21 protein-coding genes are annotated in these 19,633 nt (G+C 65.7%); 3 read left to right on the forward strand and 18 right to left on the reverse strand.

What is annotated here, in order from left to right:
* The first annotated feature begins 103 nt into the window (after positions 1 to 103).
* The gene (locus tag V9K93_RS09000) at positions 104 to 2,389 is read left to right on the forward strand and encodes a TonB-dependent receptor (protein ID WP_337302412.1); all 2,286 of its coding nucleotides are present in this window, start codon (positions 104 to 106) and stop codon (positions 2,387 to 2,389) included.
* Between the two features lie 17 nt (positions 2,390 to 2,406).
* The gene (locus tag V9K93_RS09005; RefSeq protein ID WP_295377186.1) at positions 2,407 to 3,303 is read left to right on the forward strand and encodes a tyrosine-protein phosphatase; all 897 of its coding nucleotides are present in this window, start codon (positions 2,407 to 2,409) and stop codon (positions 3,301 to 3,303) included.
* Positions 3,304 to 3,356: 53 nt separating this feature from the next.
* Here the strand turns inward: V9K93_RS09005 and V9K93_RS09010 are convergent, their stop codons facing one another.
* From V9K93_RS09010 to V9K93_RS09030, 5 genes are all read right to left on the reverse strand, one after another.
* Positions 3,357 to 5,021, reverse strand: a complete 1,665-nt coding sequence (locus V9K93_RS09010; RefSeq protein WP_337302413.1) for a tyrosinase family protein — start codon at positions 5,019 to 5,021, stop codon at positions 3,357 to 3,359.
* Positions 5,022 to 5,297: 276 nt separating this feature from the next.
* Entirely contained in the window at positions 5,298 to 5,555 is a 258-nt protein-coding gene (locus V9K93_RS09015) for a hypothetical protein (RefSeq protein ID WP_046983345.1), read from the reverse strand.
* Positions 5,552 to 6,904 (reverse strand): TFIIB-type zinc ribbon-containing protein, encoded by a 1,353-nt coding sequence (locus V9K93_RS09020; protein ID WP_337302414.1) that lies wholly within the window; start codon positions 6,902 to 6,904, stop codon positions 5,552 to 5,554. The genes V9K93_RS09015 and V9K93_RS09020 overlap by 4 nt, the downstream gene beginning before the upstream one ends.
* Positions 6,905 to 6,925: 21 nt before the next feature.
* On the reverse strand, positions 6,926 to 8,065 hold the full coding sequence (locus V9K93_RS09025; protein WP_337302415.1) for an SPFH domain-containing protein: 1,140 nt from the start codon (positions 8,063 to 8,065) through the stop codon (positions 6,926 to 6,928).
* A gap of 101 nt (positions 8,066 to 8,166) precedes the next feature.
* On the reverse strand, positions 8,167 to 9,051 hold the full coding sequence (locus V9K93_RS09030) for an NAD(P)-dependent oxidoreductase (protein ID WP_136637977.1): 885 nt from the start codon (positions 9,049 to 9,051) through the stop codon (positions 8,167 to 8,169).
* A gap of 410 nt (positions 9,052 to 9,461) precedes the next feature.
* On the opposite strand from V9K93_RS09030, the gene V9K93_RS09035 reads away from it, so the two are divergent.
* Entirely contained in the window at positions 9,462 to 10,955 is a 1,494-nt protein-coding gene (locus tag V9K93_RS09035; protein ID WP_046983342.1) for a helix-turn-helix domain-containing protein, read from the forward strand.
* Positions 10,956 to 11,014: 59 nt separating this feature from the next.
* On the opposite strand, the gene V9K93_RS09040 is transcribed toward V9K93_RS09035, so the two are convergent.
* From V9K93_RS09040 to V9K93_RS09100, 13 genes are all read right to left on the reverse strand, one after another.
* A complete protein-coding gene (locus V9K93_RS09040; RefSeq protein ID WP_337302416.1) occupies positions 11,015 to 11,428 on the reverse strand; it encodes a hypothetical protein in 414 nt (137 codons plus the stop codon).
* Positions 11,429 to 11,457: 29 nt separating this feature from the next.
* Positions 11,458 to 12,537: a hypothetical protein gene (locus tag V9K93_RS09045; RefSeq protein WP_295377208.1), complete on the reverse strand. Its 1,080-nt coding sequence runs from the start codon at positions 12,535 to 12,537 to the stop codon at positions 11,458 to 11,460.
* 20 nt (positions 12,538 to 12,557) lie between these two features.
* Positions 12,558 to 12,905, reverse strand: coding sequence for a hypothetical protein (locus V9K93_RS09050; protein WP_014037265.1), 348 nt, complete (start codon positions 12,903 to 12,905; stop codon positions 12,558 to 12,560).
* Between the two features lie 47 nt (positions 12,906 to 12,952).
* Complete coding sequence (locus V9K93_RS09055; protein ID WP_337302417.1) at positions 12,953 to 13,537, reverse strand: RebB family R body protein; 585 nt, start codon at positions 13,535 to 13,537, stop codon at positions 12,953 to 12,955.
* Positions 13,534 to 13,770 (reverse strand): RebB family R body protein, encoded by a 237-nt coding sequence (locus V9K93_RS09060; protein WP_046985584.1) that lies wholly within the window; start codon positions 13,768 to 13,770, stop codon positions 13,534 to 13,536. Before V9K93_RS09060 ends, V9K93_RS09055 begins: the two co-directional genes overlap by 4 nt.
* A gap of 70 nt (positions 13,771 to 13,840) precedes the next feature.
* The gene (locus V9K93_RS09065; RefSeq protein WP_005416651.1) at positions 13,841 to 14,113 is read right to left on the reverse strand and encodes a RebB family R body protein; all 273 of its coding nucleotides are present in this window, start codon (positions 14,111 to 14,113) and stop codon (positions 13,841 to 13,843) included.
* A gap of 60 nt (positions 14,114 to 14,173) precedes the next feature.
* Positions 14,174 to 14,440 carry a RebB family R body protein gene (locus V9K93_RS09070; RefSeq protein WP_006446865.1) on the reverse strand — a complete coding sequence of 89 codons (267 nt, stop codon included), beginning with the start codon at positions 14,438 to 14,440 and terminating at the stop codon, positions 14,174 to 14,176.
* A 26-nt stretch (positions 14,441 to 14,466) separates the two neighbouring features.
* Entirely contained in the window at positions 14,467 to 14,736 is a 270-nt protein-coding gene (locus V9K93_RS09075) for a RebB family R body protein (protein WP_046985582.1), read from the reverse strand.
* 43 nt (positions 14,737 to 14,779) lie between these two features.
* On the reverse strand, positions 14,780 to 15,070 hold the full coding sequence (locus V9K93_RS09080) for a RebB family R body protein (RefSeq protein ID WP_005416648.1): 291 nt from the start codon (positions 15,068 to 15,070) through the stop codon (positions 14,780 to 14,782).
* Between the two features lie 301 nt (positions 15,071 to 15,371).
* Entirely contained in the window at positions 15,372 to 16,664 is a 1,293-nt protein-coding gene (locus tag V9K93_RS09085; RefSeq protein WP_046985581.1) for a transporter, read from the reverse strand.
* A 46-nt stretch (positions 16,665 to 16,710) separates the two neighbouring features.
* Entirely contained in the window at positions 16,711 to 17,460 is a 750-nt protein-coding gene (locus V9K93_RS09090) for a hypothetical protein (protein WP_136637982.1), read from the reverse strand.
* Positions 17,461 to 17,473: 13 nt separating this feature from the next.
* A complete protein-coding gene (locus tag V9K93_RS09095; RefSeq protein ID WP_046985579.1) occupies positions 17,474 to 18,178 on the reverse strand; it encodes a C39 family peptidase in 705 nt (234 codons plus the stop codon).
* Between the two features lie 99 nt (positions 18,179 to 18,277).
* On the reverse strand, positions 18,278 to 19,594 hold the full coding sequence (locus V9K93_RS09100; protein ID WP_012511147.1) for a FapB/FapC family functional amyloid domain-containing protein: 1,317 nt from the start codon (positions 19,592 to 19,594) through the stop codon (positions 18,278 to 18,280).
* Between the last annotated feature and the right edge of the window lie 39 nt (positions 19,595 to 19,633).

Raw genomic sequence — 19,633 nt, forward strand, 5'->3', positions numbered from 1 at the left:
AGGGGCGGGATAGTACGTCATAAAAGGTGTGAATGAACGGTCATTCATTTGTAATTGCCGCCTTCCAGACTGCGCCGGCCTCCTCCTTCCGCGAATGAGTCCGATGCGCTACCTCCCGCTGCACCGTCCGTTGCTCACCCTCGCCATCGCCGCCGCGCTGCCGGTGCTGGCCCATGCAGAAGACAATCCCAGCGCCGATGCTGCCGCCTCCGCCGAGGTCGCGCGTACTGTCGCCCTCGACCAGGTGATGGTGACCGCGCAGAAACGCGCCACCAACCTGCAGGAGACGCCGATCTCGGTGTCGGTGGTCGATGCTGAAACGCTGAAGGACCGCAGCGCGATTTCGCTGGGCAGCCTGTCTGATGGTTCCATTCCTTCGCTGCGGGTCACGCCGTTTGCCACCCGCAGTTCGGCGCTGAACATCGGTATCCGTGGCATTGGCGCCTCCGGTGACGCAAACCAGCCGGCCCGCGACGCCGGCGTCGGTATCTATGTCGATGGAGTGTTCATGGGCCGTGCGCAGGGCCTGGGCAGCATGCTCTACGACGTGGAGCGCATCGAAGTGCTGAAGGGGCCGCAGGGCACGCTGTTCGGCCGCAACACCGAAGGCGGCGCAGTGAGCATCGTGACCAAGCAACCGACCGGCGAATTCGGCGGCAGCGTCAGTGCCGGTGTGTCCAACTTCAGCGGCTACAACAGCGCGCTGCACCTGGACCTGCCCAAGGTGGGCGATGTCAGCTTCAAGGTCGATGCAGTGCAGGCCAGGCGTGGCGGCACCACCGACAATCCGATGCGTGGCGAGCGTGACTTCAACAGCTACGACAAGCGTGGCGCGCGCTTGAGTGCGCTGTGGCAGCCGAGTGATGACTTCTCGCTGCTGTACGCGTTCGATCGTTCCTACGATGCCACCACGCCGTACCACACCCAGGTGCTGGTGCCGGGCGCCTACCTGAGCCCACTGCAGAAGGCCGGCGCCAGCCAGGATCGCCGCGACAGCGCCATCCTCGGCGGCCCGCAGGAAGACAACATCGGGCGGACCAGTGGCCATCTGTTGAACCTGTCGTGGACGCTGAACGACAACCTGGAACTGAAGTCGATCAGTTCATACCGCGAACTCACCCAGGGCCAGTTCGACATGGGCCTGGTCGATGCAATCTCGGCCTATGGTGGCGCAGGCACACCCTTCGGGCGTTACAGCCTGGCGCAGGTCTACCAGCACCAGTACAGCCAGGAGTTCCAGCTGATCGGCAATACCTCGCAGGTGCAGTTCCTCGGCGGTGCGTTCTACTACCACGAGACCGCCGGTGACAATGCGCAGACCCCGAACATGCTGGTCTGGGGCCCAGGCGGCAACAGCTACACGGTGAATGCGGCGACCAACCCGTTGGATCTCTCGCGGGTACGCATCGACCGCGCCAGCAAAGCGTGGACCGACAGTCTGGGTGTGTTCGGCCAAGCCACGTGGACCCCGGAGGCGCTGCAGCGCCTGCACCTGACCGCCGGTGGCCGCTATACCCGCGATGACAAGAAGGGCAGCCTGTACATCGTCAATGGTGCGGCGACCAACCTCGCGTTCAAGGACCGCTGGAGCCGCTTCGACCCGATGGTCAACATCGCCTACGACATTGGCGGGCACGCGATGCTTTATGCCAAGTACAGCACGGGATTCAAGGCCGGCGGTGCCAACTCGCGCTCGACCAACTACAGCGCGTTCGGTCCTGAAGAAGTGACGGCCTATGAGCTGGGCTTCAAATCGCAGTTCTGGGACAACCGCGCCCGCCTGAACCTCGCCGTGTTCGATTCGACCATCGCCCACAAGCAGATGGACTTCTCGCTGCCGTTCGACCCGAACAGTGGCGAGACCCGCACTACCATGGTCACCACCAATGCATTGAGCGATGGCAAATCGCGCGGCGCGGAGCTGGAGTTCAATGTGATGCCGGTGGACAACCTGACGCTCGGCCTCAACTACGCCTATACGAAGATCGACGCGCAGACCGCGACGGACCCATTCGGTGCGGGGGTGCAGGTAACGGTCCAGCCGCTGCTGGCGCCGAAGAACGCCGGCAGCCTGTCTGCCGACTACCTGGTGCCGTTCGCCAATTTCTCGGCACTGAAGTTCCATGTGGACGGCAACTGGTCCGATGGCTACTACACCAGCGAGTACGACCAGATGCTCACCGACAGCTCGTTCGTGGTGAACGCTCGGGTGGCGCTGGTGGATGTACCGGTCAACAGCACCGGCACCACGATGTCGTTCTCGCTGTGGGCGCGCAATCTTCTGGATGAACAGCATCTGTTCTACAAGATCAACAGCGCAGCGCTGGGCCAGAGCGGCATCTTCAACGACCCGCGCACCTTCGGCCTGGATGTGGCCGTCAACTTCTGATTCGACTGGAGATTCCAATGAAGATCGCTCGTACCGAACTTGCTCTGGCCCTGATGCTGGCTCTTCCGATGGCTGCCGCAGCGGTTGCCGCTGATACGCCGCAGGCCGTCGCTGCCAAACAGGTAGCTACCGCCAACACAAAGCCCGCCGCCGCCGATGCGCAGCGGGTGATCCCGCTGCAGGGTGCCTGGAATGTGCGTACCTTCGCTGGCCTGCAGGGCAGCAAAGGGCCGATTCCAGCCGATGCCTTCGTGCGCACCGCCGACCTTGGCCGCCTGACCGATGCCGACCGTGATGCCCTCGCCGCCGCCGGTGTGAAGCTCGACATCGATCTGCGCACCGCCGATGAGGAAGCACAGTCACCGGATCTGCTGGCCCGCGACGATCGCTTCGACTATCAGCGCATTTCGCTGATGGGCACGGAGAAGATGGACCTGCAGAAGATGATGACCAGCTTCCCGGATACGCTGGGCGAGGCCTATGTGCAGTGGTTGGGCCATAGCCAGCCGCAGTTCAAGCAGGTGTTCCAGCGTATCGCCGCGCAGCAGGATGGCGCGGTGCTGTTCCATTGCACCGCAGGCAAGGACCGCACCGGTATCATCGCCGGCCTGCTGCTGGACCTGGCGGGCGTGCCCAAGGCCGAGATCGTGCACAACTATGCGATCTCGGCGCACTACCTGGAAGGGCAGCCGAAGGACAGCGCGATGAACGCGCAGATCATGGCGTTGATCAAGCAGAATCCGGAGATCGGTCGCAGGATGGCCGGCATGTCCGGTACCGCGCCGGACAACATGGTGCAGTTCCTGGCGGCACTGCACAGCCAGTATGGTGGAGCAGAGGGTTACCTGAAGTCGATCGGGGTCAGCGAACAGGAGATCCAGCAGTTGAAGGTACGGCTGGGGCAGGCAGGCTGAAAACTGCATGCCCAAGGCAGGTGCCGGACAGTGCCGGCACCTGCAGTGCGTCATCACGGCTGCAGCGGCGCAACCAGAATGGCGGCGTCGAGCACCGGGAACGTCTGCGGTGCCTGGCCGGACGATGCAACCAGACGGATCTCCAGCGTGGTCGTTCCACCATCGGCTGCATTGAGTGCCTGCAGGGCCCCCAGTTTCTGAGGCAGCGGCACCGCGAACGTGGTGGGATGGCTGTGATCCATCCCGGCCATGGTGGGCCCGAAGAACGATACGGTGCCGGCGTAGTACGGGCTGTCGGCATCCACGGACGAGGTACCGGCCGGTGCGTTGATCAGCACGTCGAACTCGCGGGTGTTGTTCAGGCCGCGTGGTCGCTCCAGAGTCACTTCCGCAATCAACTGTCGTGGGCCCGATGCGGCCAGGTGCGCGCGCACCGCCTCATTGGGGACAGCCACGCGGACAGTGCCATCGGAACGTGTGCCGCGCACCAGCCGCACCGCACCGGCAGCTGCGGGCAGTGCGGCCGCCGTCAGCAGGTCGTTGCGGCCCCCATAGACGTAGTCGTAGTCGAAGGCCGTGGTGGAGAAGAAGGCGCTGGCAGGACGCTCGCCAACGGGCTTGCCCTGTGAATTGACGAAGAACCGGAACGGTTCGTTCATGAACTGACGCCGCTGGTCGACGTTGATGGGCATGATCGGCTTGCCGCGGGATTGCTGCAGCTGGTTCCACACGTCCCACAGGCGGTCCATGTTGGCGTGGTGCAGGTAGAAGATCGGATCGAGCGGCGACAGGAAGTTGGTCATGTTGCCATAGGGGCCGGGATCGACCGCGCCGACGCCACCGATGCAGTTGTGCACCTTGTTGTGCGGGAAGCCTTCGAGTACCGAGAATTTCGTGGCGCCGTCGGGTTGCACCACGTGTGAGGCCGTACGCGAGCTGGTGAAGCTGCGACTCACATCATCGTTGTAGAACTCGACCGGCGAAAGCCCCGCGTGAATGGTATCGGGAGACACGGCCGAAGCGGTCTTTGCATCGAAGCCGGGATTCTCGCGCCAGAGATAACGGGCGCCGCAGGTGATCGCATAGGCCGCATTGCCCGAGATACCGGTCTTCTCCGCGGCGCTGTAGCCGGTCACATCGTTCCAAACATCGTCCGCAGTGAGATAGCCACGGAGCTTGAGCTGATCGCGTTGGCCTGCATCCAGCGTTTCCCAGTAACGCTGCAGGGCTGGCCGCATGAACCGGGTGAAGACCGCCAGGTTGCGTGTATACGGCGCATAGGCGCTGTCAGTGGGTGTCAGCACGCCGTCGAACATCGCCGGGGGAATCCGTGGCAGCTCGGTCCAGTCCCAGTAGGGCATGGCGAACTGCGGATCGCCGCTGAGCGTGCGGATGGTCTGCTCGAAGTAGCCGACATAGCCACGGTGCCAGACGTAGAACCACCAGTTGCCGTGCGGGCAGTCCATCAGGTGCACGAAGGCGTTGCGGAACCAGTTGCGTGGATCATCCGCCGGCAATGCCAGCATGGCCTTGATGCCGCGTGCGTAGCTGGCCAGCATGCGCTGGCCTTCGGGGCTGGTGACGTTGTAGCGGTGGTAGCGTGCCTGCGCGGCCTTGTCGGCCGGTGCGGCGCCGCTGGCCCAGGCACCGGACGCGACCAGTGACGCCAATGAAGCGCTGGCGGTGGTGGCAAGAAAATCACGACGTGTGTAGCGCATAGCCTTCCCCCTGGTGATTGGTTGAACCGCATTGGGTTACAAATCACTGGCAGGACCGGCGGCAGCGTGGCGGCCGGTCCGACGGGGACATCCAGCCCCGCCGCTTCCACCGGCAGGTGCAACGATGGCCGGGGTGGAAGCGGCGGTAGTATAGGCATGGCAAACAGAGCTGATCTGCGAAGCAGGCCACAGTCGCAGGCGCGTACACATCTGCCCGGCTGAAGCTGTTCACCGTCGTCGTCGCTGCGTTGTCGATCAGCCAGGCATGGCCTGGCTCTACTGATCGGGCTTCACTCTTACCACCCGTTTCCGGTACTCGTACACGTTGTCACCGCGGATGCGCTTCTCCTCGGTGCCGGTGACCCGGCCCACCTGCTGGTCCGAGCCGGTCACCGGCTGGGCTTCGATCTCGGTTTCGTGTTCGAAGGAATGCGATTTGTCGGTGTTGCGGTAATAGCGGTACAGCGCCCAGTACAGCGCGGTTGCGCCGGCCGGGCCAGCCGCCAACAGCCAGAGACCACTGTCATCACTCATGTCGATGCCACCAGGAAGGCAATTGCGAGGGCTTCAATGACGGTGCCGGTGGCCAGTGCCGCCAACAGCATCTTCCACTGTTGCACGGGCACGCTGCCCATGGTTTCGCCGGTGCGGCCGTTCACTGCGATGTAGTGCAGCATGCCGCCGTTCTTGCCGGGCTGGTGGTACGAATACAGCCACACCGGCAGGTACATCGACACCCAGCGGGTGCCATGCACCTCCAGCTGCTCCTGCTCCCAGCGTACGCCGCGGTTGTAGCGCTTCACCGAGCCCTCCACCTGCGCGCGCGCGATCGACAGCAGCTGATCTTCCAGGCGTGGGCGTAGCTTCTCCACGTCCAGGTTGCGCTTCTCCGAGGTGAAGCCGGCCAGGTACGAGGCGTTCCACTTGACCGCGTTCTTGGTATCGAACGGCAGGATGGTGTTGATGATGTTGTTGGTGTTGGCGCGGGTGTCCAGGTTGCCGCGTTCGGCCGAGGATTCCAGCGGCAGGTCATCGACGGTGAAATCCACCTGGCGCTCGACCTGGTAGACGTCGGCGTCGTAGAGGGTGCGCTTGTTCTTCTCGCTGCCGACCGTGTATTCGCGGGTCTTGATCTCGCCCTTGCCGGTCACGGCAGCGCTGACATTGCTGTCGACGATCATGTACGGAAGGAACACGCCCACCACGTTCTCCGGGGTGAACTGATCCTTGAACGCCTTCAGCGCGAACATCCGGCGCTTGTCGACGAACTGGCGGATGCGTGCGACCGCATCGTCCTTCTTGATGTGGAAGGGCAGGACGGCATCGGGCACCGCGCCGTTGGCGATCTGCTCGTTGACACCGAACACATGGCGGCACCAGTGGCAGCGCGCCGTCATCGTACTCTCGGTGTTGACCGTGACTTCAGCGCCGCAGCCGGTGCACTTGAACGTCATCAACGCCGAGGTGTCGGCATCGATGTCACGGGCGCCTGAGGCGATGACGGTACCGCGCAGCTGGTCGATGGCTTCGCCCAGCCCGAATTCCTCCTCGACCCGCGCGCCATGCCATTCGTGACGGCAGTAGAGGCAGACCAGGATATCGGTACCGGCCTTGGGCCGGATGTCGGTGGCGCCGCACCTGGGGCAGCGGTTGAGGCCGTCCTTCAGCTCGCTGGCCGAGGTGTCGATGGCCACAGGATCGGGTGCTTCCACTTCATCACGGATCGCCTGCGGCAGTTTCGAGGTGTCCAGCGGGAAGCTGCCGGGCAGGGGAGGGACGTCCTGCGGCGAACCCGGCCCATCCAACGCCGCCGCCGGCAAGGGCGGCGGCGTCGAGGGCGCGGATCCGGGCAGCGGCGGTGGGCCGTTTCGGGGATCGGACATGGTGGTTGTACGTCCTGCCGGTTACAGGCCCAGTGCCTTGGCCTTGAGCGCGTCGTAGTCGCTCTGGGTGATCAGGCCCAGGTCGAGCATTTCCTTGGCCTTCTTCAGCTTGGCCACCGGATCATCGGCAGCCGGCGCGGTCGGCTGCTGCATGCCACCGACACCAAACATGCCCGAAGCCATGCCGACACCGACCAGGCCTGCCGCGCCGCCGTTCTCGCCGGCCGACTGGATGCCCTGGGCAACGCTGGCCTGCAGGTTGGAATTGCCGCGCGAACCGGACAGCGCATCGGCGCGCTGCACGGTCTTCAGCAGCTCGCGGGTGTTGGCGTCGTACTCGATGGAGACGATGGCGGTCTTGACGATGGCCAGGCCGCGATCGGACTTCCACTGGTAACCCTGCTCAACTGCCGCCGACAGGCTTTGCGCGAAGCCCAGCGAATCCTGCTGCAGCTTGGTGATGCGGTTGCCCTTGCTCGGATCGTTCGTGTACAGGCTGAAGGCGGGAGCCAGCGAACCGACCACTTCATTGAACAGCTGGCTGGCGGCGGCGTTGTCCAGATCGGTGAAGTCGAACACCTGGCCCGGCTGCAGATAGCTGGCGGGCACGAAGTTCTTCACGAACAGGATCGGATCGACGATCTTCAGCGTGTACGAGCCACGCGTGACCGCACCCACCTGGGTGTTGAGGAAGCCGTCGTCCCAGTAGATTTCCGACTGGGTGCCGAAGCGGTTGTCCGGCAGTTCCTTCAGCGACACGAAGTAAGCCGCCTGCTGCGAGCCCGGCTGGCCGCCGAACTTGAAGCGCTCCCAGCTCTGCTTGATGAAGGTGCTGACCAGGCCGTCGCCGGCGAAGATCGACTGCGAGTTCAGATCGTCCGAGCGCCATTCGTAGCCACCGGGCTCGGCGACGAAGGCGGTGATCGCGCCGTCCTGGAACAGCAGCAGGCCGTAGCCTTCCGGCACCACGATCTTCGAGCCGTTGCTGATGATGTTGGACGAGCCGCTGGTGTTGGAGCCGCGGCCGGCATTGGTGCCCTGCGGCACCGCCGCGAACAGGGCCGCCGTGGACGGCAGGCCCGCCGGCACGGTGTAGAAGTCCTTCCACTGGTCGGCCAGCACACCGCCTACCGCACCCTTGACCGCCTGTATAAGACCCATGTCCAACTCCCTGTGATTCGAGGACAGGCACCATGCCTGCCGAGCTGGACTGAATATAGCAGCGGGCAGGGACTGCTGTGGTGCCGGAAGATGATTCCAGTTCAGGCTCCGCTGGTGGCCTGTGGGCCGCCCCGGATCGCCTGGAGTACCGCGGCCATGTCCAGCCCTCCCAGCCCCATCCGCTGCGCCCGCGCGAACAGTGCATCGCTGGCGTCGATCAGGGGCGCCTGCATGCCCGCCTCGTGCGCGGCACCGGCCACCAGGCCGCTGTTTTTCAGAACATCGGTGATCGAGGCCTGGACCGCGAAGTCCTCGCGGATCATCTTGTCCAGCTTGATCCTCGATACCTCGCTGGCCATCGGCCCGGCGTTGAGTACTTCGGCGAAGCGCTCCAGGGCAATGCCGTGGACCTTGGCGAAGTGGACGGCCTCGCCCAGTGCGGTGACCAGCGTGATCAGATACAGGTTCACTGCCAGCTTCATGCGTAACGCCGCTGGCACCTGACCGCACGCGACGCACTGCCGGCCGAGGGGCGCAAGCAGGTGCGAGGCTTCTGCCACGTCAGCGGCGTCGCCGGCCAGCATGATGACCAGTTGCGCGGCTTCCGCCTGCACCCGCGAGCCGGAGACCGGCGCTTCCACGTAGCGCCCGCCTGCCGCGCGGATCTGTTCGCCCAACGCTTGGGAATAGGCTGCCGAGCTGGTGCCCATGTTGATCACCAGGCGGCCTTTGACGCGGGCAGGAAAGGTCGGCGTGTTCCGATCCAGCACGCTGTCGATGGCCTCGTCGTTGGCCAGCATGAGCAGGATCGTCCCGCACGCGTCGAACACGTCCTGCCGTTGCGTGATGGGCTGCACGCCGGCGGTGCGTGCAGCCTCGTGGTTTCGGCCGGAGCGGGACCAGCCCAGCACGGCGTGCCCGGCCCGCGCGAGGTGGCCCGCCATCGGCGTGCCCATCACGCCCAGGCCGATGAATCCCAATGGCATGGGAGGCTCCCGATCATGGCAAGGCGTCGATCATGCCGCAGATCGGCAAAGGGCGCGCAGGCCGTGCAGGTCGACATTCCCCCGCGTTGCATTGCTGGCAAAGATAATCACCGATATTCACGTGATTATCATCACGATTTTCTCGAAACTCGCTTTCGATAATCCCGGGGCCGAATGCGCGTATCTTCGTTTGAGGCGCCGGGATCCGTCCGACGTCCGCATCGTCGACCTACCGACGGCAACCTCCTGGGGGCATGGGGGCGGACAGTGTGCAGGTTCACCTGCGTGTGCTGCGGCTGGCGCGAGGCGCGGCGGGGGCGTCGCAGCATCACGCAATGAAGCCGCACGGTACCCATTGCGCGATCACCCGCTGCAACGGCAGCGGGTTGCCATTCGAAAGGGGAGTTTCAATGCACAGGCAAGTCAGTGAGATGTTGCAGCGCGCCTATCGACCCCACCGGTCCTTGCCAGACCTGTTGGGCGCGTTCGTGAAGGAGTTCTCGCAACACCATGCATTGCGTGGCGGCAGCGTCCATCTGCGCGGTTCCAGTGCTGGCCATACGGACGTGACTGCGGTGGCGGTAACGGACGACAACACCGCTGCCCGCCAGCGCTTGCCGATCCGCTATGGCAGCGAGGTACTGGGTGAGCTGCATCTGGAAGGTGAAGAGGGCCGGCTGGACGGTAGTGCCCTGGCGCTGGGTGAACAGTTTGCCCAGCGCTGTGCACACCTGATCAAGCGCTACGAGGCCAAGGCCTGGGCCGAACAGGCGCTGAGCCGACCGCTGCTGCTGGTCGGCGCCGGTGAGGCGCTGAAGCAGATGGACGAGTTCGTCGAACGCGCGGCGGCCAGTCCGCTGCCGGTACTGCTGCGTGGCGAGTTCGGTACCGAGAAAATGGAACTGGCCGCCGCCCTGCACAGTGGTGGCCGATACCGGCAAGGCCCGTTTGTCGAGGTGAACTGTGTCCATCCACAGGGCGAAGCCTGCGACTGGTTCGCGCGCGCGCAGGGCGGAACGCTGTACTTCCATGAAGTCGACGAACTGCCGGTGTCGCTGCAGGGCCAGCTGTCACATCGCATGCGTGGGCTGCCCGCCGCGCATGCCGATGCGCAGGCGACCGGTCCGACACGGGTGATCGCCTCGACCAGCGCGGACCTTGAACAACGGGTGAGGGAGAAGCAGTTCTCGCGCGCCCTGCTGGCCGGACTGGAGTTCCTGACCGTGGATATTCCGCCGCTGCGCGAACGGGTGGAGGACATCGCCGCGCTGGCGGCACGTTCGCTGGAGCTGCACGGGTTCAATCCCCATGTGCTGGGTGACGATGTGCTGGAAGCTTTGTGTGCGCATGACTGGCCCGGCAACCTGCTGGAGATGGAGCGGGTGGTGGTGCGGTTGGCGGTGATGACCGGTGGCCGCTGCATCCGTCGCGACGATCTGGCACGCCACGCGCCGGATCTGGCAGCGGGCAATGTCGCCATCGATGCCGGGCGCGCGCCGCAACTACCGCCCGGGGTTGAGGAAGCTGCCGCTCCCGAGCCTGGGCAGCAGGACGCGCCGAGGGCTGCGCATGAAGGCCTGCACGATGGCCTGAAGCGTGCCCTGGCCTATCTGAAGGACCACGCTGCCGAGCCGCTCACACTGGGTGACCTCGCCCGCCAGGCCCATGTCAGCCAGTCTCACCTGGGATTCCTGTTTCGCAGCGAGCTGGGTACGACGTTCAAGCTGCTTCTGCAGCAACTGCGCATCGAGCATGCCAAGCAGCTGCTGCGGGATGGGCAACGCCTGCGCATTACCGATGTCGCACTGCAGGTTGGCTTCGGTGACCTGAGCCACTTCGAAAAGAGCTTCCGACGCGCGGTGGGGGTCAGCCCGCGCAGCTACCGTCGAACGCCGGATCAGTAAAGCAAACGCCCCGGTGCAGGCGCGGGCCTGCCCGGGGTGCTGGGATGGCAGATCAGGCGTTACCGTGCGTTTGCTTCAGCAGCGCGCTGCACGGCCTGCTCGGCGGCTTCGTCCGCGCGGCGTGCCGCTTCGGCGGCGGCCTCGACCGCGCGTTGCGAAACCTCCATCGCGGCGCGGATGCCTTCTTCACTGGCAGCCATCGCGGCGTCCGCCAGCTCCTGGGCGATTTCCATCGGGGTTTTGCCCGCCGGATGGGCGGGAGTAGGCTTACCGGGAAGCGGGGTCGGGAAGGTCATCGTCGGTGCTCCTGCTGGGGATGAGGGGAGAACACCGTCGCTGCGTTCCCCCAGGATGTGGCGCAATGCCGCCTGGGCATCGGCCAGGATCTTCTGCGCTTGTTGTCGGGCCGCCATGCGTCCGGCAGCAACGGCCGTGCCTGCCGCCGAAGCGAGGGCCTCCGTCGCTGCCTGCACGCCATCGCCACCCGGCGCCGGAAGCGGGTTCACACCGTATCCGCCTGATAGCCAACCTGTGCTTCATCGCCCAGGTAGCGGCGGGTTCGGCGGTAGTCCTGCAGGGTGATCACATTGTCCTCCACCTGCACCAGCGCCTGCGCCCTGGAGCCATCGATCGCGAACTGCACGCTGGCACCATCCTGGCCGAGCTGGCCACGGGAGACCGGATGCTCGTTGAGGAACTCCTGCGCATCGCGCAACTGCCAACGCGCGGCCTCGCGCAGCCGGCTGTCGTCCAGCAGCAAGTCGGGATCGTTGTCGAAGCATGCGGCCATCTGCTGGGCGGCCAGCGAGATGCGGGCGTAGCCGATCTGCCGGTTCGCGGCCAGGCTTGCGGCGATTGCCTCGCGCACCTGCTCCGGCGACGGCAGCTGTGGCAGCTGCGGCCCGTCCAGGAAGCCGAACAGGATCGGCAGCACCTGCTGCAACGCCCGGGTGGCACGCGTCAGCCGATGCTCGCGGCCGCCGCCACCTGCGCTCACCCGCTGGTAGAAGCGGAAGTAGTCGGCAAACTCGATGGGCCTGCGCGCGTGCAGCAGCGCGAAGCTGGCGGCGTCGGCCAGGTCTTCGCGCCCTGCGGCGGACATTCCCACCTCACCGGCTAGCTGGTGGAGCGCCACCGATTCACGAAAATCCAGTTGCTGCAGCAGCGGAGCGTCGGCTGCGCCAATCGAGGCCAGGAACGCACGCGAGGCGCCGAGTTCGGTATTGGTCAGCAGCCGATGTCTTGCCAGTACTCCCTGTGCCTCGCTATGCGACAGGCGCGTCTCATCGCCAAACTCGATGTCGCGCAGGGCACCGAGTTCACTGGTACCCAGACTGAGCAGCTTGATCGGGCCGATCTGCAACCCGATGCGCGGCAACCATGTCATGCGCGAACCGTGCAGACCCTGCTGCACCCCATCGAGCATCGTACCCTCGTCGGAGAAGGCGTAACGGTGCTCATGCGATTCCATGGCCCACTTCAGCCAGTGCTCGCCGCCGTCGATGAACTGAAGGACATGCCTGCAGGATTGACTGATCTGGTTGGCCTGGGGGATGGAACGACCGGCAATGAAAACGCTCATGCGTGGCTCTCCTGGCGGCCTCACTGGGCCGGAAAATCCTTGAGGACGGTCGCAGCGGCACTGCCGACCCGGGTGAAGTCGTCGGTGGCCCCCTGCATCATGGTCTGCGCCTGCGTGAGCACCCTCGCATACTTTTCGTCCCCCGTCGCCAGGTACTGGGCCATTGCCACGCCGGCTGCGGTGGTCGCGATGGTTGAGACATTGCGCAGGGCGTCGGCGGCATCCTGCACGGCGATCGCCGCAGACTGGGCCACAGACTGGTAGGCCTTGCCGGCGCCACTGGTCTTCACCACGGTCGCGGACATGGTGGCCGTCTGCACCTGGTTGATCACATCGATGACCTGGGCGTTGACGTTGCTCGGGTCCATACGGGCTCCTTGGTGGGCGGGTGCGGCCGCAGGCGGCCTGTGTGGTGTCAGGCCCCGGCGTCAGTGTTGCCTGTGGCCGGGGAAGAGGGGGAGTCTGGCGCGGAATCCTGGGCGGGACCTGCGGCCGGATCCGGACCGGACGAGGGGTCGGGCGCAGGACCGGGCGCGGGCGCTGCCGCATTGCCTGCGAGCGTTTCGAGTGCATGCAGGCTGCTGGTAGCGGCCGCAGCGTCGGCAGTGGCACCGTGTGTCTGTGCCTGCAGGACGCTGATGGCGGTCTTTCCTTCTGCGGTGGCCGCGGCGATCACTGCCGCAGGCGAAGGGGGCGCCGGCACCGGGCCGGGCAGGGGGATGACCTGCGGCGGTGGCGGCGGGGGAGATTCCGGAGCGGGCGGTGGCACCGGCCAGGGGGCATTGATCATCTTCGCGCAGGTCGCGGTGACCGCTGCGTTGCTGACCATGCCCGCACCCTGCTGGCGCGCGACGGCGTTGTGCATGGCGGTGCCCAACGTCTCCAGCATCACCATGTCCAGCATGCTGAAGGACTGCGCCGGCCCCTGGGCCACCAGCAGGGTCGAGGCGGCGCTGACGCTGTCGACGATCTGGCTGTTGACGGTGTTCTCACTGCTCATGACGGAACGGCTCCCTTCTGGATGATCAGGGCCAGGACCTGGGCCAGGCTTGCCCCGGCGGTCACCTGGCCGCGTTGCTGGTTGGCCACCGCGTTCTGCATTGCCAGGCCAAGACTGTCGGCCATCGCCAGGTACGTGGCGGACATCGCGAACGAGGGGGCGAGGGCGATCGCCATCCCGGAGCCAGTGCTGGTTGCAGCCAGCAGGTAGCCGGTGGCAGGCGATCCGGCCATCGATCAGGGGCCCGACGTGACGCCGCCCTGAGCGGGGGCGCGGCGGTTGGCGTCACGCCGGGCCGACACGTCAGCGCAGACCCAGGATTTCGCGGGTGGCCACGCCGTTGGAGGCGGTGTCGATCGCATACAGCGTGGACACCCCCTGGGTGGTCGACGCCTGCATGGTCACGTAGGACTGCTGCTGGTTGTTGGTGGCGTTGTGCGCCGCGTTGGACAGTGCCTGGCTGGTGGCCACGAACAGGTTGCCCATTGCGATGGCCGGCGCATCACCAAGCACCTTGGTGTTGACCTGCGAGACCGAATCGGTGATCTGGCTGTTGACGGCGGTGGGAAATGCCATGGTGGAAGCTCCTAGGGTGGACAGCACTACAGGAACGGAGATTGCCGGCACTCAATGGAATCAGCCGAGAATCTTCCGGGTGGCGGCGCCGGTGGCGCCGGTATCGACGGCGTAGAGCAGCGCGACGCCCATCGTGGTTGCGGCCTGTGCCGTGACATACATCTGCTGCTGGGCGAGCGTCGCGTTGTGGGCGGCATTGGCCAGCGCCTGCGCGGTGGCCTGGTACAGCGTGCCCATTGCCGTGGCAGGCGCCACGCCCAGCACCTGCAGGTTGGCCTGGCTGACCGAGTCGGTGATCTGGTCGTTGACGGCCGTGGGAAATGCCATGGCTCAGCTCCTTGCCTTCCGGCGCATTACGCGCCGAGGATCTGCTTGGTGGCCACGCCGGTGGTGGCAGTATCGATCGCGTACAGGGTGGCCACGCCCATGGTGGTGGCTGCCTGCGCCGTCACATAGGACTGCTGTTGGGCGTTGGTGGCGTTGTGGGCGGCGTTGGCCAGCGCCTGCGCGGTGGCCTGGTAGAGGTTGCCCATGGCCACGGCGGGGCCGTCGCCCAGCACTTTGGTATTGACCTGGGTGACTGAATCGGTGATCTGGTCGTTTACAGCGGTTGGGAATGCCATGTCTATCTCCTTGAGGTTGGCGGGTCAGCTACGGAACGACAGATCAGGAACCCAGGCCGCGGACGCGGGTGCTGAGGATTTCCTTGCTCGCTACCGCCGTGGTGGCGGTATCGATCGAGTACAGCGTGGCCACACCCATGGTGGTGGCCGACTGCGCGGTCACGTAGGACTGCTGCTGTGCGTTGGTGGCGTTGTGCGCGGCGTTGGCCAGTGCCTGGGCGGTGGCCTGGTACAGATTGCCCACCGCCACGGCGGGCGCGTCGCCCAGCACCTTGGTGTTGGCCTGGGTGACCGAATCGGTGATCTGGTCGTTTACCGCGGTTGGAAATGCCATGTCCTGCTCCTGCGAAAAGGTGGAAGTGCGTGGTATCCAGTGTCACGGTGCGTTGCCTGCAGCGGCCTGGGCTTCACCGTGGGGCCAGAGTAGGAAATGGCGTCGCCGCCGGATTGGCGGAATCGACGGAGAATGCGGGCGGATCACCGTGAAGGTGCGGCGGGAATACGGCGGAATCGATGATCAACGCCGTCATCGCTAGCGCTGGCGCGTTGCCCGGGAGGACACACAGGGCAACGCACGCGGCTGCCGCGATTCGGCGGCGACGGGCAGCGGCCACGTCGTCGCCGAATCGGGCGGGTCAGAGCATGTACGGGATCTTGAACGCCAGGGTGAAGTCCGGCGCATCCGGGGTCAGGCCGATGCCAAGCAGAGTCACCAGGGTGGTGTGCTGGTTCAGCGCATAGGTCACGCCCAGATTCAGTGACGCTGCGTTGGCGTCACTGCCGATCACCTTCATCCACTTGCCGCCCTCGAATCGGGTGGAGGCACGGGCGCTGATGCGGTCACTGAAGGACAGGCTGAGACTGGTGCGCTCGTTGAACGCGAACGCCACGCCCGCGCCGAAGTACACCGAGCCACCCAGCTTCACGTCGCCGGGATTGACCGTGTCCGGATTGCTGTCGATGTCGTTGAACCCGCGCGGAATCGAGTGCACGTAGCCGATGTTGGCGAACAGGATCGCTGGATCGGCGGTCTTGACCATCGACAGGCCGACATTGGCCTGCCACACGCCATTGCCGGTGGGCTGCTCGCGTGGCACGGCGAAACGGATGTAGTCATCGTCGTCGCGCTCGATCACCTTCCAGTCCAGGCCGTAGGGCGCGCGCCCGGTCGGCGCGGTCACGCCGGCAGTGAGCACGGTTTCCGGGCGCCAGCCGCGCTCGCCGAACAGGCGGTAGTTCGCACTCAGACCGACATCACCCAGGCCGTTGCCGTTGGTTTCCTCCTGCGCGATGGCCGCTGCTGCGCCACCGGCACCGCCCTTCTGGTAGACGGTGCGCCGCGCCAGGTAAGGCACATCCAGGTTCAGCGTCAGGTTGGGGCTGACGCCCCAGCGAGCCGCAACGTTGTAGGTCAACGAATCGGATTCGACGTTCTCGATGGCGATGTTGCCGAGGAAGATCGCGTCCAATGCAAGGAAGCCGTTCAGGGTGAGCTGCTTGCGGTCGTAGCGGGCGTAGGTAAGGCTGTTCTCGATGGTGAAGCGCCGCGAGAACAGCGCGGATTGCTGCTGCTTGACGTCATCCACGCTGCGCCTCGACTCCTGCTTGGCCTGCTGCGCCTCGGCGGCGGTGCTGGCGTAGCCTTCGCTGCTGGGTGGAACGGCTGCGGCGGCTGCCGCGGCCAGCGGCGCGGCGGGCGTCGCTGTGGCTGGGCCCACCCGGCCACTCAATCGTGCCTGCATCGCCTGCACCTGCATATCCAGTTCGCGCAGCCGCCGCACTTCCTGTGCGTAGTTGGCCTTCAGCTGTTCCAACTGGTTGGCCAGCGCCTGCACGTCGGCGCCGTCGTCCCCTGTGGGCGGTGCGGCGAGCGCGGTGCCCGCCAGCGCCGCCAGCGCCAGCGGGGTGATCCTCAGAAGGGTGTGCATGTTCGTGTCCTGCGTTGTGAAGCGCTTCCCCCAATGCCGCGCCGCGCTACTGGCCCGGCCCCATGCCGCGGTTCAACGCAATCGCCTGGGCCACGTTCTGGCTCAACGGCAGGTTGCCGCCCACGGTGTTGCGAACCAGCTCCAGCCGCAGTTGGTTGCTGGCGATCTGGCCATCACCGGCCAGGGCAATGCCCTGGCCGACGCTGCCATTGCGGATCCACTGTTGCACCAGGCCCTGGCCATCCACCTGCAGGAGCAGGCGGGCCTGGTTGCCATCGAGCACCGCGGTCGCGGTTGCGCCGGACTGCTGCGCGCTGACCGAACGCGCACCCTCGCTCGCTGCAGAAGGCACCTCGCCATCACGCACGCTCAGCGTGGTGACATTGCGAGCGACGTTGCCATCGCCGGCCACCTGTACGCTCTGCACCAGGCCGCTGGCGTTGGCCAGGCCGCTGCTGTCGATGCTGCGGCCGCGGGTGTCCGGCAGTGGCGCATCAGCAGCGGTCACATGCACGCTGGGCTGGAAGCTCAGCTTCGGCGCACCGCCGCCGCGGAAGTCCATGGCCAGGGTCAATGCGCCCTGCAGGGTGGCGCCGTTGCCGGCCTGCCACTGCGAAACCATGGTCACCCCGAACCAGGCCACGTTGTTGCCGCCCACGGTGTAGCGGCCTCGCATCAGGCTCAGTTCCGGGTCCGGAATTTCCTTCAGGCCGCGACCGGGCGTGCCCTCTGCCGCCTGCAGGGACAGGGCAGGGAAGGCCAGCAGCAGGGCCATCATCAGCGGTTGACGGAACATGGTCGAACCTCCTTCAGAACAGGTCGGCATGGCTGAAGCCGAAGTCGACCAGTTCGGCATCGGTGATGGGCCCCTGCCGCGCATACAGCGCGCGCGCACTGGGCCGTTCGCTGGGTTGCAGCAGGGCGGTGTTGCGGTCGAAGTCGCTGCCGATCACCACGAACACTGCGCGTGATGGCCAGGCCGCAAGGAATTCAGGCAGCGCCAGGCTGCGGTTGCCAAGGATCGGGTCGGCCACCTCGACGATGCCGTTGCGGACCTGCTTGAGCACCACGAAATGGCGGAAGCCGCGCACGTCCATCAGCACCAGGCCGGGGACGCGCAAGGTGCGCAGACGGGATTCGTCGATACGGTAGCCGCGGCCGCGCATGCCCAGCGATTCCACGTAGCGCTTGATGTCGAGCAGCGAAAAACCGCGCTCGGCCACCAGTGCGGGATCGGAGACCCCCATCATCCCCTCGATCACCGTCGCCTCGTCGGTATCCAGGTGGTAGGCGTGGCGCAGGATGGTGGCCAGTGCGGCAGCCCCGCAGCTGTAATCGGTGTGCTGGCGCACCACGTTGCGGTAGCGCCGCTCCTGCATGCTCTCCACCTTCTGCTGCAGCAACGCGCCATTGGGCAGTACGCCGCTGAAGCGCACCTCGCCCGCCCACGCGGAGGCCGTACCCAGCAGCAACAGCATCGCCAGCAGGCGCATCGAGAGGCGGCAACGGATCATCACGTTCTCCGGCAGCAGGGGGGAGCCCCTGTCCCAAGGGGGAGGAGGAACAGGGGCTCCCGGGAACCCGGCCATTGGCGGACGGCCGGGGTGTTGCGCTTACTCGCCGCTGCCACCACCGCCGCCGGTGCTGGGCTGGGCGACAGCCAGGGCCAGGCTGTTGGCCTGCAGGTTGCCGGTGCCCGCCGCCACGTTCACGCCGATGTTGCCGGAGGCGCCAGAGAAGGCACTGCCGGACAACGCCGAGGTGTTGGTCGCGTTGACGTTCACCCAGCGCGTGGTGCTGACCGTGCCGCTGAGGCTGGCGTACAGATCGGCCACGCCCAGTTCGACGAACTGGCTGGTACCGCTCTCACGCGTATCGAAGCCCAGGCCGCCCACCCCCGGCCGGTTGGGGTTCATCGTGGCGTTCTGGATCTCGTTGTCCAGGTCGATGTGGCCGGTGCTGTTGCCACCCGGGTGCGGCAGCTCGCCATTCCACGTATCCAGGTAGTAGTTGGCCATCTGGTAGGCGTTGCCGGTGCCGCGGTAGGTGCCCGCGCCATAGGCCAGGGTCAGGCCGCTGACGCCGCCACGCATGCCGACCTGCACGGTGTCCGTGTAGGACTGCACGAAGCCGGCGTTGCTGACCGTGTTGCCGGTGGAGACCTGGTTGGAGCTGATGCTCGACTGCGCCACAGCGGTGGTCGCCACCGAGGCCGCGAGCGCGTTCTTCTGCTCGTTGTTGTTGCCCGAGGCGATGTTCACGCCGATGTTGCCCGAAGCACCACCGAAGGCGTTGCCGCCGAGGCCCGCGGCGTTGGTGACGCCGGAGTTCATGGTGGCGTTGCCGAAACCGGCCTGGTTCACGAACACTTCGGCATCGGCCATGCCGAAGCTGAAGGATGCATCGGCCGCGGACAGCGACGCGGCGTTGTCCTGGGCGTTGTTGTCGCCGGACACCACGTTGAAGCCGAGGTTGCCCGAAGCGCCGGCACCGACACTGTCGCCGATGGAGGCACTATTGGTGACCAGGCTGTTGCTGGTGGCGTTGTTGCTGATCGACTGCCGGTTGTCGATCACCGCGATGGCGGCGGAGTCTAGATCGATGTCGCCGGTGATGTTCGGGTCACCGGAGAAGTTGATGTCGGTGCTCAGGCGCAGGTCCTTCTCCAGGTTCACGTCGACGCCGTGGTTGTTCTTTTCCTTGCGTTCGTCGGCCTGGATGTTGCTGTGCTTCTGCACATTGACGTTGACGGTGCGGTTGCGTACGTCGTTGTCGGTATGGTTGTGGGTGTCGTTGCGGGTTTCGCTGACGGTGTGGTTGTGGTTGATGTTCGCATTGGCGTTCTGGTTGTCCCAGCCATTGGCCGCAGCGGCGGTCGAGGCAGTGGCAATCGCCATGGCGAGCATGGTCTGTTTGACGGTCGCTTTCATGGTGCCCTCTCTCTCATCAGGTGGTGCATCGGTTGGGTG

Source organism: Stenotrophomonas sp. CCNWLW162 (genome assembly GCF_037203745.1).
In the GTDB taxonomy this organism is placed as follows: domain Bacteria; phylum Pseudomonadota; class Gammaproteobacteria; order Xanthomonadales; family Xanthomonadaceae; genus Stenotrophomonas; species Stenotrophomonas maltophilia_AQ.